General features: G+C 72.0%; 18 protein-coding genes. 12 read left to right on the top strand and 6 right to left on the bottom strand.

Annotation, left to right across the window (positions count from 1 at the left end):
- The 3 genes from Q0444_RS11860 to Q0444_RS11850 form a co-directional block, all read left to right on the top strand.
- On the top strand, positions 1 to 1,164 hold a 1,164-nt coding region (locus Q0444_RS11860), incomplete at its 5' end, for a lipase family protein (protein WP_299023317.1).
- Between the two features lie 259 nt (positions 1,165 to 1,423).
- Positions 1,424 to 2,293: an alpha/beta fold hydrolase gene (locus Q0444_RS11855; RefSeq protein WP_291085151.1), complete on the top strand. Its 870-nt coding sequence runs from the start codon at positions 1,424 to 1,426 to the stop codon at positions 2,291 to 2,293.
- 38 nt (positions 2,294 to 2,331) lie between these two features.
- Complete coding sequence (locus Q0444_RS11850) at positions 2,332 to 3,201, top strand: hypothetical protein (RefSeq protein WP_299023316.1); 870 nt, start codon at positions 2,332 to 2,334, stop codon at positions 3,199 to 3,201.
- Between the two features lie 3 nt (positions 3,202 to 3,204).
- On the opposite strand, the gene Q0444_RS11845 is transcribed toward Q0444_RS11850, so the two are convergent.
- Positions 3,205 to 3,927 carry a hypothetical protein gene (locus Q0444_RS11845; RefSeq protein WP_291085155.1) on the bottom strand — a complete coding sequence of 241 codons (723 nt, stop codon included), beginning with the start codon at positions 3,925 to 3,927 and terminating at the stop codon, positions 3,205 to 3,207.
- A 340-nt stretch (positions 3,928 to 4,267) separates the two neighbouring features.
- Here Q0444_RS11845 and Q0444_RS11840 point away from each other — a divergent pair, with 340 nt between their 5' ends.
- Positions 4,268 to 5,641: a lipase family protein gene (locus Q0444_RS11840; RefSeq protein WP_291085158.1), complete on the top strand. Its 1,374-nt coding sequence runs from the start codon at positions 4,268 to 4,270 to the stop codon at positions 5,639 to 5,641.
- 18 nt (positions 5,642 to 5,659) lie between these two features.
- Here the strand turns inward: Q0444_RS11840 and Q0444_RS11835 are convergent, their stop codons facing one another.
- The gene (locus tag Q0444_RS11835) at positions 5,660 to 6,094 is read right to left on the bottom strand and encodes a nuclear transport factor 2 family protein (RefSeq protein WP_299023315.1); all 435 of its coding nucleotides are present in this window, start codon (positions 6,092 to 6,094) and stop codon (positions 5,660 to 5,662) included.
- Between the two features lie 24 nt (positions 6,095 to 6,118).
- Between Q0444_RS11835 and Q0444_RS11830 the strand changes: the two genes are divergently transcribed.
- From Q0444_RS11830 to Q0444_RS11820, 3 genes are read left to right on the top strand one after another with little or no spacing between them, the layout of a single operon-like run.
- Positions 6,119 to 6,649 carry a nuclear transport factor 2 family protein gene (locus Q0444_RS11830; RefSeq protein ID WP_291085185.1) on the top strand — a complete coding sequence of 177 codons (531 nt, stop codon included), beginning with the start codon at positions 6,119 to 6,121 and terminating at the stop codon, positions 6,647 to 6,649.
- Positions 6,646 to 7,542 carry an SDR family NAD(P)-dependent oxidoreductase gene (locus Q0444_RS11825; protein ID WP_291085188.1) on the top strand — a complete coding sequence of 299 codons (897 nt, stop codon included), beginning with the start codon at positions 6,646 to 6,648 and terminating at the stop codon, positions 7,540 to 7,542. Before Q0444_RS11830 ends, Q0444_RS11825 begins: the two co-directional genes overlap by 4 nt.
- Positions 7,543 to 7,544: 2 nt before the next feature.
- A complete protein-coding gene (locus Q0444_RS11820) occupies positions 7,545 to 7,934 on the top strand; it encodes a hypothetical protein (protein WP_291085190.1) in 390 nt (129 codons plus the stop codon).
- Between the two features lie 225 nt (positions 7,935 to 8,159).
- On the opposite strand, the gene Q0444_RS11815 is transcribed toward Q0444_RS11820, so the two are convergent.
- Positions 8,160 to 11,156, bottom strand: a complete 2,997-nt coding sequence (locus Q0444_RS11815; protein WP_299023314.1) for a leucine--tRNA ligase — start codon at positions 11,154 to 11,156, stop codon at positions 8,160 to 8,162.
- Positions 11,157 to 11,260: 104 nt separating this feature from the next.
- Positions 11,261 to 11,737 (bottom strand): DoxX family protein, encoded by a 477-nt coding sequence (locus Q0444_RS11810; RefSeq protein WP_299023313.1) that lies wholly within the window; start codon positions 11,735 to 11,737, stop codon positions 11,261 to 11,263.
- Between the two features lie 82 nt (positions 11,738 to 11,819).
- Between Q0444_RS11810 and Q0444_RS11805 the strand changes: the two genes are divergently transcribed.
- From Q0444_RS11805 to Q0444_RS11790, 4 genes are all read left to right on the top strand, one after another.
- Entirely contained in the window at positions 11,820 to 12,335 is a 516-nt protein-coding gene (locus Q0444_RS11805) for a MarR family winged helix-turn-helix transcriptional regulator (protein WP_291085199.1), read from the top strand.
- Entirely contained in the window at positions 12,332 to 12,904 is a 573-nt protein-coding gene (locus tag Q0444_RS11800) for an SdpI family protein (protein WP_291085202.1), read from the top strand. Before Q0444_RS11805 ends, Q0444_RS11800 begins: the two co-directional genes overlap by 4 nt.
- An 88-nt stretch (positions 12,905 to 12,992) precedes the next feature.
- On the top strand, positions 12,993 to 13,571 hold the full coding sequence (locus Q0444_RS11795; RefSeq protein ID WP_291085205.1) for a hemerythrin domain-containing protein: 579 nt from the start codon (positions 12,993 to 12,995) through the stop codon (positions 13,569 to 13,571).
- Between the two features lie 4 nt (positions 13,572 to 13,575).
- Positions 13,576 to 14,061, top strand: a complete 486-nt coding sequence (locus Q0444_RS11790) for an SRPBCC family protein (protein ID WP_291085208.1) — start codon at positions 13,576 to 13,578, stop codon at positions 14,059 to 14,061.
- On the opposite strand, the gene Q0444_RS11785 is transcribed toward Q0444_RS11790, so the two are convergent.
- Positions 14,030 to 14,398, bottom strand: a complete 369-nt coding sequence (locus Q0444_RS11785) for a DUF202 domain-containing protein (protein WP_291085211.1) — start codon at positions 14,396 to 14,398, stop codon at positions 14,030 to 14,032. The two genes, Q0444_RS11790 and Q0444_RS11785, sit on opposite strands and share 32 nt — an antisense overlap.
- Positions 14,395 to 14,778, bottom strand: a complete 384-nt coding sequence (locus Q0444_RS11780) for a YidH family protein (RefSeq protein WP_291085214.1) — start codon at positions 14,776 to 14,778, stop codon at positions 14,395 to 14,397. The genes Q0444_RS11785 and Q0444_RS11780 overlap by 4 nt, the downstream gene beginning before the upstream one ends.
- A 51-nt stretch (positions 14,779 to 14,829) precedes the next feature.
- On the opposite strand from Q0444_RS11780, the gene Q0444_RS11775 reads away from it, so the two are divergent.
- Positions 14,830 to 15,622 (top strand): bile acid:sodium symporter (locus tag Q0444_RS11775; protein ID WP_299023312.1); only part of this gene is annotated, 793 nt, incomplete at its 3' end.

Below are 15,622 nucleotides of genomic sequence, written 5' to 3'. Positions count from 1 at the left end.
TCCGCGGCCGCCGCCCTCGTCGTCGTCGCCTCCCTCGCCGCCCCCGCCGCCGCGGCGCCGAACCCCGCGCCGACCTGGTCGGGGCTCGACACCCGCCAGTGGAACCGGCCGATCCCCGCGCCGGGCGCGGTGGCGGCGACCGTCCCGCTCGACCCGTCGCTCTCGCTGCCGCAGGCCGGCCGGGCCGTCCGCCAGGCCTACGGGACGGTCGACCAGCACGGCCGCAACGCGATCGCCACGTCCGCCGTGTTCCTGCCGCACGGCACTCCCCCGCCGGGCGGGTGGCCCGTGGTGGCGTGGGCGCACGGGACCACCGGCCTCGGTGACGACTGCGCGCCGTCCACCCAGCCGCGCTCGGAGCGCGACGCCGAGTACCTCGGCCACTGGCTGGACCGCGGCTACGCCGTGGTGGCCGCCGACTACGCGGGCCTCGGCACGCCCGGGCTGCTGAGCTACCTCAACGGGCAGGCCGCCGCGCGTGGGATCGTCGACTCGCTGGTCGCCGCGCGCGCGGACGGCCTGCCGCTCTCGCCGAGGTGGGCGCTCGTGGGCCAGTCGCAGGGCGCCGGGGCCGCGCTCGTCACCGCCACCCGCGCCACCGAACTCGGCGCGCCGGCCGGGCTGGACTACCGGGGCGTGGTGGCCACGGGCGCACCGGCGAACATAGAGCTGATCTTCCAGTGGGGCGGCCCGGGATTCCCGCCGGTGTCGCTGCCGCCCGGGCTCAACCTCTACGCGATGTACATCCTCGCCGGGTTCCGCGACCAGCACCCGGAGCTGGACCTGAACAGGTTCCTCACGCCGGCCGGTCGCGAGATGGTCGACGCCGCCGAGACGCTCTGCTACTCGGCCATGCGCGAGAAGGTCGGGGACTTCCAGGTCTCGCAGGCGCTGAGCCGTCCGCTCAAGGACATCCCCGACGGCTTCGGCCTCCTGCAGCGGTACATGGGCACCCCGGCGGTCGGCTACGACAGGCCGGTGTTCCTCGGCCAGGGCCTGCTCGACCTGGACGTGCCCGCCCCGTCGGCGCTGTCGCTCGCCGCGGAGATGACGCTGAACCGGCAGCCCCTCGAACTGCACGTGTACCCGGACCGGGACCACAGCGGGACCGTGTACGCCGCGACGCCGGACGCCACCGCGTTCCTCTCGCGCGTCCTGGGGTGAGCACCACGACCCGCAACTGGACAGTGTGCCAACTTCGTGAGCGGCGCAACTCATGGGGGGACAGCGTCGGGGACTCGTCACCCACTCGACACCCCAATAAACGTTATCTACTTGTCACCTGAAAAATTCCTGTTAGTGTTCTCCGCATCGCCGCGCGGGGATGTCAGGGACTCCCCGCGCGGTTGACTTATTTCCGGGCGGGGCCGCGAATCGGGCCGAGGGCCGTGGATTCTAGAACCTGTTCTAGTACCGTGGCGGTATGAGCGCCCTCGACTTCGAGTCCACCAGCAAGACCATCACCGCCGGCCGCTTCGACCTGCACTATCACGAGGCGGGCGAGGCCAGCCACGCCGAGCCGCAGAACTCCGTGCCCGTCCTCTTCCTCCACGGCTCCGGCCCCGGCGTCACCGCCTGGTCGAACTTCGCCGGCAACTTCCCGGTCTTCGCCGAGCGGTTCCACACCATCCTGCTGGACATGCCCGGCTTCGGTAAGAGCTCCGACCTGGAATGGGAGAAGGCCTACCCGATGATCGCCGCCGAGGCGATCGACGCGTTCTGCGAGGCCAAGGGCCTGGAGAAGGTCGACATCGTGGGCAACTCGATGGGCGGCAACGTCGCCTGCGAGACCGCGCTCGCGTACCCGGGTCGGGTCCGCAAGATGGCGCTCATGGGCCCCGGCGGCCTGGCCGCGCCGCTGTTCACGCCCGAGCCCAGCGAGGGTTCGCGCCGCCTGTTCGAGTTCCTCGCCGAGCCCACCGACGAGAAGATGGCCGCGTGGGTCGACACCATGGTCGGCAATAAGAAGGTCGTCTCCCCCGAGCTGATCCGCGCGCGCACCGAGGCCGCCACCGCACCCGGCGCCGTCGAGCGGATGTACGGCATCTTCGGCTCGATCCTCAAGCCGGAGAACGCGTACACGCCGCTCTACGCCCGGGCCTCGCAGATCCGCCAGGAGACCCTGCTCATCTGGGGCCGCGACGACCGCATGCTGCCGTACGAGCAGGCGCACTTCGCGTTCCGCCAGCTTCCCCGGGCCGAGCTCCACGCCTTCTCCCGCTGCGGGCACTGGGCCATGATCGAGCAGAAGGACAAGTTCGAGCGCCTGGTGATCGACTTCCTGCTCCACTGACCGGTCGGCCCGCCGCCCGCAAGCGCTACCCTCGGCCCATGACCGAGACGCCGCACCCCGACCCCGCGCAGCCTCCCGTCGATCCCCGGACCGGCGAGGACCTGTCGTGGAAGCGCACCCCGGTCGCGGTCGTGCTGCTCGACCGCACCGCCCCGGACCACCGCGAGGTCGGCGAGCTGCTCGAGGAGATCTTCGAGGGCTCCTACGAGGTGGACCCGGGCACGGACGACGATCCGGCGACCGGCGTCTACATCGAGGACGCCACGGTCGTCGTCACCCCGATCGACTCACCCGTGGCCGACGGCGAGGCCTCCCGCTACACCCGCGACCTGGCCATCTGGAACGGCGGCGAGGCCGTGGTGGACACGCATCGGTCCCAGGTCGTCGTGGCCGCCTTCCGGCTCGGACCCGTCGGGGACGACGGGGAGCCGGGCGAACCCGAGTACCTGGACCCCCGACTCGACACGCTCAGGTGCGAGCTCGCGGTGGCCACCGTCACCGCCGCGCTCACCGCCCTGCCCGGCGCGGTCGCGGTGAGCGTGGGGGGCGCCGCGGCCACCCTGCCCGCCGGCCCGTACCGCGACCTCGTCACCGGAAACCCGCTCCCCGTCCCGGTTCTCGTGGGGGTCAGGGCGGGCATGCAGTCCGCGACGACCTCGTGCGTCCACACCACCGGGCTCGGTCGCTTCGGCCAACTCGATCTGGAGCGACTCGACGTGGACGGCCCGCCCGGGGCGGTCTACGGGCAGATGTGCGATCTGGTGGCGTACGCGTTGGGGTCGGGGACCGTGTTCCAGCCGGGCCAGGCGCTCGACGTGGGCGGGCCGCAGCCGCTGCTCACCAGCCTGGAGACCTCACCGTTCACCGGCCAGCAGGTCCTCCGCCTGACCCCGGCCGCGCCGGACTGACCCCTATCCCCGCCGGTGACCGCTCCGTTCCACCACGAGCCGGGTGGTGGCCGCCAGCTGGAACGGTCGGATGACGGGCTCGATCCGGCTGGTCAGCCGGCCCTTCTTCAGCTTGGCGATCACGCTGCGCACGAGCTCGGGCAGCGGAGTGCCCGCGTGGTCGACCAACGGGTAGATCCGGACCTCCGGGGCCACCCGCGCCATCTCGACGATCGCCTCCACGTGGTCGTCCAGATCCATCCGGTCGGCGTACGTGAACAGCAGGTGGGAGCACAGGACGAGGTCGGCCGAGTCGCCGGCCAGCGGCAGGGACGGCAGGGCCCCGGCGATGTAGCGCTCGGGGTGGGCGTCGAGGTCGTCGAGCATCCGCTCGGCCGCCGTCCGGCGGATGGTCTCGTGTCCCACCACGCCGCCCCGGACGTCCCAGTCGTACTCGAGCTCGCTGGCGGACGACTGCGCGAGCGACCGATCGAGGTCGGCCAGCACCCGTTCCCGCAGGTCGTGGGCGCCGAGCGAGTACTGCGGGTCGACCGCGACCGCGGCCCCGCCGGCCTCGCAGATCTCGGCGACCGCGCTCGCGGCCCCTCCGGGGCAGTCGACGATCCGGCCCAGCAGGTCCTCGGCGTCGAGCCCGAACATGTCCGCGTACTCGCTGAGCGAGCGGGCGCTGACCAGGATGTCCGACTCGGTGGCCGAGCCGTGGATCGTGCGGGGACTTGCGGTCACCTGGGGGTACTCCTCGTGCGGGATCGGTTCGGGTCTCTCGTGAGCCGCGTGGATCACGGGGGTTGACCCGTCCGCTCTAAGACATGTCGGCTGTCACGACGGGGGCGGCGCCGCACCCCTCGGGATGTCGGCGCCAGCACATCAGCACGTTCTTCGGCACGGGGCCACCGTAACAGCGGGGTCCGACACCGGCCACCGCTATGTTCGCGGTGATCCGAATCGCCGGGCGCGCGTGTGGGAGTGACACAGACCACCCACAGAAACAGACACACGTTATAGTTTTGGGGTCCGCCACGTGCGAGCGGAACCATCCCGCAGCACCGAAACCCTTGGAGCACACGTGAGATCACCGTCATCCGATCGGGCACAGGCCCCCGGCCCGGCCGCCGTCGCCGGGGCGCTCGCCCTCGGGCTCGTGGTGGCACTCGCGCCCGCCCTGGCCCCCGGCGCCGCCCCGCGGGCCGCCGCGCAGGGTTCCTCCGATCATGGGTCGTCCAACACCCCGGACCACACCGCGTTCTACGCACCACCGGCCGAGCTGCCCGCCGAGCTCGGGGCCGTCATCCGCAGCCAACCCATGTCCATCACCCCGAGCGTTCCCGACCTCGTCAACGGTGGTTCGCTGCCCGCCGACGCCCGGCGGATCATGTACCGCTCCACCGGGGCGGCCGGCGGGCCGATCGCCGTCACCGGCACCTACCTGCAGCCCAAGGTCCCGTGGACCGGGCCGGGCCCCCGCCCGCTCGCCGTGGTGACACCCGGCACGCAGGGCCAGGGCGACCAGTGCGCGCCCTCGAGGTCCATGGAGGTCGGGCTCGGCATCCGGACGGCCCCGCCCTCGATGGCCGCCGGGTACTCCCTGCTCGACGCGTACTCGATGCTCGCCGAGGGCTTCGCCGTGGTGGTCACCGACTACGAGGGCCTCGGCACGCCCGGCCACCACCCCTACGTCAACCGCGACTCGCAGGGCCGATCCGCCCTCGATGCGGCCCGCGCGGCGCAGCGCCTGGAGGGCACCGACCTCGCCCCCGACTCCCCCGCCGTGGTGAGCGGGTACTCCCAGGGCGGCGGCGCGGCCGCGGCCGCGGGTGAGCTGCAGCCCACGTACGCGCCGGACGTCAACCTGGTCGGGATCGCCGCGGGCGCGCCGCCGTCGGACATGCTCGGCACGCTCGACCGCGTCGACGGCGGAGTGCTCACCGGCGCCGTCGGCTACGCCATCAACGGCATCCTCGAGGTGCACCCCGAACTCCGCGAGGCGTTCGACCGGCAGCTCAACGACGAGGGCCGGCGCATGCTCGAGGTGACCAGCGGGCAGTGCGTCGCCGAGACGGCGTTCGCGTACGGCCTGCGCCGTACCAGCGAGTTCACCGTGGACGGCCGCTCCCTGGCCGACGCCGCCCGGTCCGAGCCCGAGATCCTCCGGGTCCTCGAGGGCTACAACCTCGGAAAGGTCGCGCCCGCCGTGCCGGCGCTCGTGCTGATCGGGCGCAACGACGACGTGGTCCCCCACCACACCGCCGTGGACCTGGTCCGGGACTGGTGCGCCCAGGGCACCACCGTCGAACTGCGCACCGCCGAGCTCCCCGCGCTCGCGCCGGGTCTGGTCGTCGACCACGCCCTGCCGATGCTGGTCGAGCGGGACACCAACGCCCGCTACCTCATGGATCGCGTGCAGGGCCGACCCGCACCGAACTCCTGCGGCACCGTCTGACACGGGAGAACGCGACCGTCAGGGCAGGTTGTGGTGGAACGCCTGCTCCTGGGTGAGCCGGGCGATCCGCCAGCCGTCGCCGGTCCGGACGAACTCCAGCCGGTACCAGAGGCCGTAGAAGAACACCTGCTGGTCCTTCTCCTCGATCGGTCTCAACGCCATCGGGTTGAAGCACATGCAGCGCCCGGTCGCGGCGTCCCCGTCCAGGCGCACCTCGAGGTTGCCCATGAGGTGCTGCGTGGCGGCGAAGATCGGCAGCATCTCCGCCAGCCAGGCCCGTACCACCGGGTAGGTGTCGTCCGGCCCGCCGGAGGCCTCGTAGCTCACCCGGGCCTGCGGGGTGAACACCCAGTCCAGGCCGTCGAAGTCGCGGGAGTCGATGCAGGTCGCGTACCTGGTGACGAGGTCCTGCAGATCCCAGCGATCGGACAGTGCCACCAGTGTTCGGCTCATGCTCCCTAGGCTAACGTGGCCCCCATGCAGCACGACGAGGAAATCCGCGCCCGCCAGGCCATAGAACAGCTCAAATACCGCTACTGGCGGGCCTGCGACGCCAAGGACCCGGAGACCTTCCGGGCGTGCTTCGTGGCCTCGGGCGGCGTGCTGGACTTCGGCCCGCTCGGGCGCACCGACCCGGACACGATGGTCGGGGTCTTCCGCCGGATCGCCCTGGCGACGGCCGAGGACGGGGGGCCGAGGATCCTCGACATGCACCACGGCTTCATGCCCTCGATCACCGTCGAGGCCGGCGGCTCCGGCGGCCCTCCCGTGCGCGCCACCGGGACCTGGACCCTGCAGTTCCGCCAGGTGGACCGCGACAACGGCACCGAGACCCTGTCCACCGGCGAGTATTCGGACGTCTATGTGATCGAGGACGGCCGCTGGGTCATGGCCGAATGCCTGTTCACCCCGGGCTGGTCCGTCACCCGCACCCTCGAGAACGCGTCCGTCACCCACCCCGAGGTCCACACCCACCGCGGAGCCGCGACCGCCGGGGCCGACTCGTGACCGCCCGGGTGGCGCTGGTGACCGGCGCCAGCCGCGGCGTCGGTCGCGGCGTGGCCACCGCGCTCGCCCAGGCGGGGTGGACCGTCTACGTCACCGGCCGCTCGGCCGAGCGCCTGCAGGGCACGGTCGACGCCGCCGCCGGGGCCCCGGGCGAGGTGCGCCCGGTGGAGTGTGATCACGCCGACGACGAGCAGGTCCACGCCGTCGTGGCCCGCATCGTCTCCGAGACAGGACGGCTGGACCTGCTGGTCAACAACGTGTGGACCAACCCCAAGGGCTTCATGGGCTTCAACGGGAGGTTCTGGGAGCGGCCCGCCGGCGACTGGGACGCCCTGATCGGGATCGGGCTGCGCGCACACTACGTGGCCAGCTGCGAGGCCGCCCGGATCATGGTCCCGCAGGGCTCGGGGCTGATCGTCAACATCTCCTCGTTCGGCTCGCGCTCGCCGTTCCACACCGTGCTCTACGGGATGAGCAAGACGGCCCTGGACAAGATGGCCTCCGACATGGCGCACGAGCTCACCGGGACCGGCGTGGCGACCCTGTCGCTGTGGCTGGGACTCATCCGCACCGAGCTGATCCTGTCGCTCGGGATGGAGGACTTCAACGGCTTCCCCCTCGCCCGCGCCGAGGACCCGACGTTCGTCGGCCGCGTGATCGCCGCCCTCGCCGACGACCCCGCGCTGCCGCGGATGAGCGGCTCCACCGTCATCACCGCCGAGTACGGGCGGGAGCGCGGGATCACCAACGACGACGGCGAGGTTCCCCTCTCCCATCGGGGTGCCTTCGGCGGCGGCCCGCTCTTCCCGCCCGTCACCGACGAGCAACTCGGGATCGACACGGTCGACGAGGTGGCCGCGGCCGGCGGGCACAACGGATTCGCCGGTACGTAGCCGTGTCCGCCGACGGATTCGACCAGATCGACGACCCGCTGGAGCGTCTCGAGCGCAACGAGCGTCAGGGCCTGCAGGCCTTCCGGTACGTGCTGCTCTCCGGCGCGGCGATCGCGGCACTGTCGATCGCGATCGTCGCGCTCGCCGACGTCACCGGCCCGCAGTGCGCCGAGCCCGACACCCTGTGCACCACCGCCAGCCGCGTCTGGGTGGTGGTGCTGCCGACCCTGCTCGCGCTGGGGCTGTCCGTGCTGTCGGCCGTCAAGACCTATCGACGCTGGCAACGCCACATCCGCTGGCGGCCCTGGCTGTTCGCGACCTACGCCATGTGGATGCTCACCACGGCATACCTGCTGCTGTCCTCGTCGGCGGTGTTCGTGCAGGTCGGCTGACCCCCGGTCCGCGCCGCCCCCCCTGCCCCGCGCCGCCCCCCTGCACAGAGGCCGCCAGCTTACGCTGCCCCACCGGCCTGCGCTGCCGGATGGGACCGATCCCGCATCGCAACCGGGTCGTTCCGGTGCAAAGACCCAGCGCAAGCCGAAGGGGCAGCGCATCCGGCGGTGGTTGCGCTGCCCCTCTGCACGGAGGCCGCCGGCGGACGGCGGGCTCCGCCTGCATCAGGGGACGATGTTGACCATCTTGCCCGGCACCACGATGACCTTCCGCGGGGCCGCCCCGCCGAGGTTGGCCTGCACCTTCTCGTCGGCCAGGGCCGCGGCCTCGACCTCCGCCGGCGAGGCGTCCGCCGGGACGGTGATGCGGGAGCGCACCTTGCCCTTGATCTGCACCGGGTACTCGACGGAGTCCTCCACCAGGTAGGACTCGTCGTGCTCGGGGAAGGGCCCGTGCGCCAGCGACCCGGTGTGCCCGAGTCGCGACCACAGTTCCTCGGCGAGGTGCGGGGCCACCGGCGCCGCCATGAGCACCAGCGGCTCGACCACCGAGCGAGGCGCCCCCGGGCCCTCGGTCGGGTAGGCCTTGGTGAGGTGGTTGACGTACTCGATGAGCTTGGCGATCGCGGTGTTGTCGCGCAGGCCGGCGTAGTCCTCGCGGACCCCGGCGATCGCCTTGTGCAGCGCCCTGAGCACGTCCTCCGGCGCGTCGCCCCCGGTCACCCGGACCTCGCCGGTGGTCTCGTCGATCACCACCCGCCACAGCCGCTGCAGGAATCGGTGCGCGCCCACCACGTCCTTGGTGGCCCAGGGCCGCGACGTGTCGAGCGGGCCCATGGACATCTCATACACCCGTAAAGTGTCGGCCCCGTAGGCGTCGCAGATCTCGTCGGGCGAGACGGAGTTCTTGAGCGACTTGCCCATCTTCCCGTACTCCTGGAACACCTCCGGGGCGTCCGGGGAGCCGTCGAGGTAGAACTTCCCGTCGCGCTCCTCTACATCTGCTGCGGGAACGTACACCCCGCGCGCGTCGGTGTAGGCGAAGGCCTGGATGTACCCCTGGTTGAAGAGCCGGCGGTAGGGTTCCTCGCTGGTCACGTGGCCGAGGTCGAAGAGAACCTTGTGCCAGAACCGCGAGTAGAGCAGGTGTAGCACGGCGTGCTCGACTCCACCGACGTAGAGGTCAACCCCGCCCGGGTCGCCCGCGCCGTGGATCTCCGGCCGCGGGCCGGTCCAGTAGCGCTCGTTCTCCAGCGCGCAGAGCTCATCCGGGTTGGTCGGGTCGATGTAGCGCAGCTGGTACCAGCTCGATCCGGCCCAGTTGGGCATGACGTTGGCGTCGCGGGTGTAGGTCCGCAGCCCGTCGCCGAGGTCCAACTCGACGGTCATCCACTCGGTGGCCTTGGCCAGCGGCGGGGAGGGCAGCGAGTCGGCGTCGTCGGGGTCGAACGAGACGGGCTTGTAGTCCTCGACCTCCGGGAGTTCGACGGGCAGCATCTCGTCGGGCAGCGCGCGCGGGACGCCGTCGGAGTCGTAGACCACGGGGAACGGCTCGCCCCAGTAGCGCTGGCGGGCGAAGAGCCAGTCGCGCAGCTTGTACTGGACCGTGCCCTCCCCCGCGCCCTGGGCCTCGAGCCACGCGATGGTGGCGGCCTTGGCCTCGTCCACGCCCAGCCCGTCGAGCGACAGTCCGGACTCGTTGGCGGAGTTCACGGCCACGCCGTCGCCCGCGTACGACTCGGCCTGCACGTCCAGCCCGCGCCCGTCGGCGGGCGCCACGACCTGCACGATCGGCAGCCCGAAGGCGGTGGCGAACTCGTGGTCGCGCGAGTCGTGGGCGGGGACGGCCATGATGGCCCCGGTGCCGTAGCCCATGAGCACGTAGTCCGCGACGAACACCGGCACCCGGGCGCCGTTGACCGGGTTGACGGCGTACGCGCCGGTGAAGACGCCGGTCTTGTCCTTGTTCTCCTGGCGCTCCAGGTCGGACTTGTGGGCGGCCCGGCGGCGGTACTCGGCCACGGCCTCGGCGGGCGAGGCGTGCCCGCCCGTCCAGCGGTCGTCGGGCGCGCCGGCACCGTCGGGCCCCCCGGGCCAGGAGGGACCGGCCAGCTCGTCGACCAGCGGGTGCTCGGGCGAGAGCACCATGTAGGTGGCGCCGAACAGGGTGTCGGGGCGGGTGGTGAACACCTCGATCGACCGATCCTCGACGGCGAAGCGCACGCGGGCGCCCTGCGAGCGACCGATCCAGTTGCGCTGCATGGACTTGACCTTGTCGGTCCAGTCCAGGCGGTCCAGGTCGTCGACCAGGCGGTCGGCGTAGGCGGTGATCCGCATCATCCACTGCGAGAGGTTCTTGCGGAACACGGGGAAGTTGCCCCGCTCGGAGCGTCCCTCGGCGGTGACCTCCTCGTTGGCCAACACCGTGCCCAGCCCGGGGCACCAGTTGACGGTCGAGTCGGAGAGGTAGACCAGCCGGTGCGCGTCGAGGACCCTCTCCCGCTCCCCCGCGGTGAGGTCGGCCCAGTCGCGGCCGGCGAACTGCTCGGGCAGCGGGCGGGTGCCGGAGGCGAACTGTTCGACCAGCTCGGAGATCGGCCGGGCGCGGCCGGTGCGCGCGGGGTGCGGGGTGCCGTCGGTGGTGAGGGCGGGGGCCTCGGGGTCATACCAGGCCCCGTGGATCTGCAGGAAGATCCACTGCGTCCAGCGGTAGTAGTCGGTGTCGGTGGTGGCCACCACGCGCCGCCGGTCGTGTCCCAGGCCCAGGCGCCCGAGCTGGCGCTCCATGTTGGCGATGTTGGCCTCGGTGGTCACGCGCGGGTGCTGGCCGGTCTGGACGGCGTACTGCTCGGCGGGCAGGCCGAACGCGTCGTAGCCCAGGGTGTGCAGGACGTTGGCGCCGAGCATGCGGTGGTAGCGCGCAAAGACGTCGGTGGCGATGTACCCCAGCGGGTGGCCGACGTGCAGGCCCGCGCCGGAGGGGTACGGGAACATGTCCTGGACGAAGAGCTTGTCCTCCGGCAGCGTCGAGCCCTCGGGGCCGGCGAGCGGGCCGACCGGGTTGGGCGCCTCGAAGGTGCCGCGCTCGGACCACTCCCGCTGCCAGCGGGATTCGATCCGGCCGGCGAGGTCGGCGCCGTAGCGGTACTCGGGCCCCGCCTGCTCGGACTGCGCCCCGGTTCCCGACTGCTCGCCGGTGACGGTCTCGTCGCTGCTGCTCACGGTTGTCTGCTCTCCTGTGCTCTCGCCGGTGCCCACACGCAGGCGGGTCAAGCCTAAACCCTGGTCCGGGCCGGGCCACGGCAGCGTGTGGGCACCGCGGGGGGTCAGGCCCTGGCGGCGCGCCGGCGCGCGAGGAGCGAGTCGACGCTATAGCGGCCGGGACCCACCAGACCGAACACCGCGACGGCCAGGCCGATCACCGCGACGAGCTCCCAGCCGCCGCTCGCGGCGTAGACGCCCGCGCCCTGGTGGACGAAGAGGTACGCGCCGACCATGACGACGACGACGAGGGCCGCGACGATCGGCGTGAGCAGACCCAGGATCAGCAGGAGCCCTCCGACCAACTCGACGCCTCCCGCGAACACCGCCGCGGCCCGGGCCGCCGGGACGCCGACGGAGTCGAAGAACTCCCCGGTGGCTCCGGCGCCGTTGGTGACGAGCTTCTCCCAGCCGTGGGCGACCAGCACGACGCCCAGGAGGGCCCGGGCGATGAGCAGACCGAGGTCGCGGACGAGCCCGGGGACGGGGAGCAGCAGGGTCTCGGTCGTGGCGGAGACGGGGCGGGGGGCGGTGGTGGTCATGCGGGTCCTTCCAATGGATGATGTGTCACACACTTCTACCCTCGCGCTAGATGTCGTGTCAACTAACGGCTACGCTGTGGACATGGCAGACCACGTTCCGAGCGAGCACGTCAGATGGTTGTCCGACCAGGAGAAGGCGCTGTGGCGCGACTACCTCGCCATCCAGGGACGCCTCCACCTGGAGATCCAGCGGGACCTCAAGGCCAACTCGAGCCTCACAGAGCCCGAGTTCGAGGTCCTGGTGTACCTCAGCGAGGCCGGCGGACCACTCCGGATGACCGCCCTGGCCGACGTCCTCCAGTGGGAACGCAGCCGGCTGTCCCATCAGGTCACCCGGATGGTCAAGCGCGGACTGGTCGAGCGGACCAGCTGCCCCACCGACGGCCGCGGCGCCTTCGTCTCCGTGACCGCGGGGGGGATGACCGAGATCGAGCGGGCGGCGCCCCATCACGTCGCCACGGTCCGCCGGGTGTTCCTCGACAAGCTGAGCCGGGACGACGCGAGCGAACTCGCCCGCCTCCTCGCGCTCGTCGAGGGCTCGGAGGGTCGGGAGCCGACTCGGCAATACTCCGCCGCGGGCGTACCCTCAGGGGCGTGAACGCAGTGCTCGTGGTGGTCGTCGTGCTCCTGGTGGGGCTCGCCCTCGTGGTCGGGGGCACCGGCCTGCTCGGCCTGCTCGGGCGGTTACCCGGCAACGGCGTCCTGGGCGTCCGGACCCCGGAGACCCGCCGCTCCCCCGAGGCGTGGGACCTGGCCAACCGGGCCGCCGGACCCGCGTTCCTCGGCTCCGGTCTGATGCTCCTGCTCGGTGCGCTGGGAGTGGGTCTGATCGGCGGCTGGGTCGGCGGCCTCGTCGTCGTCGTCGCCCTTCTCGGCGGCCTGGTCCTCCTCAACGTCGCCGGCCTCGCGGGGTCCCGCGCCGCGGCGGTCTGGGAGGACTCCCAGGAGGAGCAGGGCGGCTGCGGCTGCGGGTCCGACGGCGGCTGCGGCGGCCACCCGGCCGGGTCGGACACCTCCGGGTCCGACGCCACCGGGTCCGACTCGAGCGCGGCCGCGTCCTGCTCCCCCGGCGGCCACGCCGACCCGGCCGCCGACTGCGGCGTGACCGGCGGCTGCGGCTCGTGCGCGCTCCAGGGGATGTGCGAGCCGGAGAACTCCGCCACGTGAGGAGCGGCGGCGGCCGACCGGTGGCCCGCCCCACGGCTCCCCCCTACGGTCTGAGGTCCACCGACACCGCACCGTGAAGGAGTACGACATGGCACCGAACCGAGGCGCAGACGCCGGAACCGACGTGATCGACATTCTCACCGCCGACCATCGCGAGATGGTCGGGCTCATCGAGGTGATCGAGGAGACCGCGGACCCCGAGGAGCGTCGGGCGCTGGCGGATTCCGTCATCGCCGAGGTCATGCGCCACTCCGTGGCCGAGGAGCTGTTCGTCTACCCCGAGTACGAGCGCAGCATCCCCGGCGGCACCGAGGAGGTGGATCACGACAAGGAGGAGCACCAGGAGATCGAGGTGGTGATGAAGAGGCTCGAGGGCGTCGACTCCGGGAGCGCCGAGTTCCTGGCCGTGGCGAAGCGGCTCAAGGAACTGCTCGAGCACCACGCCCACGACGAGGAGTCCGACCAGTTCCCCAAGATGCGCGAGCACCTCACCGCCGAGGCCCTGGTGGACATGGGCCGCAAGGTCGAGGCGGCCAAGATGATCGCCCCCACCCGGCCGCATCCCGGCGCGCCGCACTCTGAGCTGTTCCACATGACCCTCGGCCCCGGCATCGGCATGGTCGACCGTCTCCGTGACGCCCTCAGCGGCCGGTTCAGGAACACCTGACCCCATGGCCGCGGAGTTCTCGATCACGCGGTCGGCGGTGCTGCGCGCCCCCGCGCCCGCGGTGTTCGCGCAGATCGAGGACTTCCGCGCCTGGACCGCCTGGTCCCCGTGGGACCGGATCAACCCGACCATGCACCGCGAGTACTCCGGCAGGCAGCGCGGGGTGGGTGCGCGTTACGCCTGGTCGGGGGCGGGCAGGGCCGGCGCCGGGGCGATGGAGATCGTCGACGCCGCCGCCGGCCGGCAGGTCGTGATCCACCTACGGCTCGTCGATCCCGTCAGGGCGCGATCCACGATGGTGTTCACCCTCCGCCCGCTCGGGCCCGACACCACCGACGTCACGTGGACGATGAGCGGGCGGCGGGGGCTCCTCACGCGCCTGCTCGCCCTCCGGGTCGGGATGGATTCGATGATCGACCGGCAGCTCGAGGAGAGCCTCGAGGCCCTCGGCCGGGCCGCTAGGTCAGAAACCGGATCAGCACGGCGATGAGCCCGCACCCGGCCATCACCAGCACCATCGCCACCACGCCGACGTTGTAGACCGCCTGCGTCTGCTCGACCTCGCCGGCGCGGACGAAGCGCCCCACCCGCTGCTCGTGCCGACGTTGCACCCTGAGCAGGGCCAGCAGCGGCACCACCAGCAGCAGCGAGAAGACCGCCGCGGCCATCGTGGACGTCTCCGCCACGAGCTTGGCCACCAGGATGATGTTCACCGCGACCACGGCCCAGGTCCGGGCCCACGACAGGCTCGTCCGTTCCGCCGCGAGGCCCTCGTCGGGCGGGATCGCCTCCGGCCGCACGCCGATGCGCCGCCGGGGGGTGGTCACGAGATGGTACCGGCGAGGATCGCGACCACCAGGAGCACCGCGCCGATCGCGATGCCCAGCACCAGCAGGATCGACGCCTGCGGCACCGGCAGCGGCCGCGTGTGGCGCATGGCGGCCTCGATGCGGATCCACCTGCGGAACGACACGATCGACAGCAGCGCCGCCAACACCAGGAGTGTGCAGGCCAGCGGGGTGCGGACGGCCTCCGGGATCTGGTCGCCGGCGAAGGCCTCCATCGCCACCGCACCCGCCATCAGCCCGAGGCTCGTGCGGATCCACGCGAGGAAGGTCCGTTCGTTGGCGAGCGTGAACCGCGGGTCCGGTTCCTCGCCGTCCCGCAGCGCCCTGGGCCGCCAGCCCCGCCCCACCTGCTCCGTCATGGGCCCGAGCCTATCGGTCACGCTCCGCGGCCGGGGTGGTGCAATGGTCCGATGAACCTCCTACGCCGCCTCCGGATCGAGCCGTTCATCCTGGCGATCCTGGCCGCGGTGGTGGTGGCCGCGTTCCTGCCGGCCACCGGTGGTGCGGCGGACGCGCTGGAGTGGGTGACGACGATCGGCATCGCCGTGCTGTTCTTCCTCTACGGTGCGCGCCTGGAACCCCGTGAGCTGGTGGCCGGCCTGACGCACTGGCGGCTGCACTCGGTGGTGTTGGCCGCGACGTTCGTCCTGTTCCCGCTGCTGGGCCTGGTGGGCAGGTGGGCGCTCACCCCGGTGCTCGGCGCGGGGTTGGCCACCGGTTTCCTGTTCCTCACCCTGGTGCCGTCGACAGTCCAGTCGTCCATCACGTTTGTCGCGATCGCCCGCGGCCACGTCAGCGCGGCCGTGGTCTCGGCGTCCGTGTCCAACCTCCTGGGGGTGTTCGCCACCCCGCTGCTGGTCTTCCTCCTGATGACCCCCGACGGGTCGGTCACCGTCAGCGGGGGCTCCGTGGGGAAGATCGCGCTGCAGCTGCTGCTGCCCTTCGTGCTGGGGCAGGTGCTGCGCGCCCGGGTCCTGCCGATCACCAGGAAGATCACGCGACTGGCCCTGTTCGACAAGTCCGTGATCGTCCTGGTGGTCTACGCCGCGTTCTCCGACGGGGTGGCCGACGGGATCTGGTCGATGATCGGCCCCACGCAGCTGGCCTGGTTGATCGGCGCGTGCGTCGTGTTGCTCGCGGTGGTGCTGGGGCTGACCGAGCTGGTCTCGCGGGTCCTGGGCTTCGAGGAGCGCGACCGGCGGG

Origin of the sequence: uncultured Dietzia sp. (assembly GCF_937873725.1) — a bacterium.
Taxonomy (GTDB): Bacteria; Actinomycetota; Actinomycetes; order Mycobacteriales; family Mycobacteriaceae; genus Dietzia.
The sequence above is the reverse complement of the archived record's forward strand: the minus strand, read 5'-3'. Positions and strand labels throughout refer to the sequence as shown.

What these genes read in the sequence shown, in the direction of transcription:
- Q0444_RS11855 (WP_291085151.1), top strand. Translation starts at nt 1,424, where the DNA reads ATGAGCGCCCTCGACTTCGAGTCCACCAGCAAGACCATCACCGCCGGC.
- Q0444_RS11850 (WP_299023316.1), top strand. Translation starts at nt 2,332, where the DNA reads ATGACCGAGACGCCGCACCCCGACCCCGCGCAGCCTCCCGTCGATCCC.
- Q0444_RS11835 (WP_299023315.1), bottom strand. Translation starts at nt 6,094, where the DNA reads ATGAGCCGAACACTGGTGGCACTGTCCGATCGCTGGGATCTGCAGGAC.
- Q0444_RS11830 (WP_291085185.1), top strand. Translation starts at nt 6,119, where the DNA reads ATGCAGCACGACGAGGAAATCCGCGCCCGCCAGGCCATAGAACAGCTC.
- Q0444_RS11810 (WP_299023313.1), bottom strand. Translation starts at nt 11,737, where the DNA reads ATGACCACCACCGCCCCCCGCCCCGTCTCCGCCACGACCGAGACCCTG.
- Q0444_RS11805 (WP_291085199.1), top strand. Translation starts at nt 11,820, where the DNA reads ATGGCAGACCACGTTCCGAGCGAGCACGTCAGATGGTTGTCCGACCAG.
- Q0444_RS11795 (WP_291085205.1), top strand. Translation starts at nt 12,993, where the DNA reads ATGGCACCGAACCGAGGCGCAGACGCCGGAACCGACGTGATCGACATT.
- Q0444_RS11790 (WP_291085208.1), top strand. Translation starts at nt 13,576, where the DNA reads ATGGCCGCGGAGTTCTCGATCACGCGGTCGGCGGTGCTGCGCGCCCCC.
- Q0444_RS11780 (WP_291085214.1), bottom strand. Translation starts at nt 14,778, where the DNA reads ATGACGGAGCAGGTGGGGCGGGGCTGGCGGCCCAGGGCGCTGCGGGAC.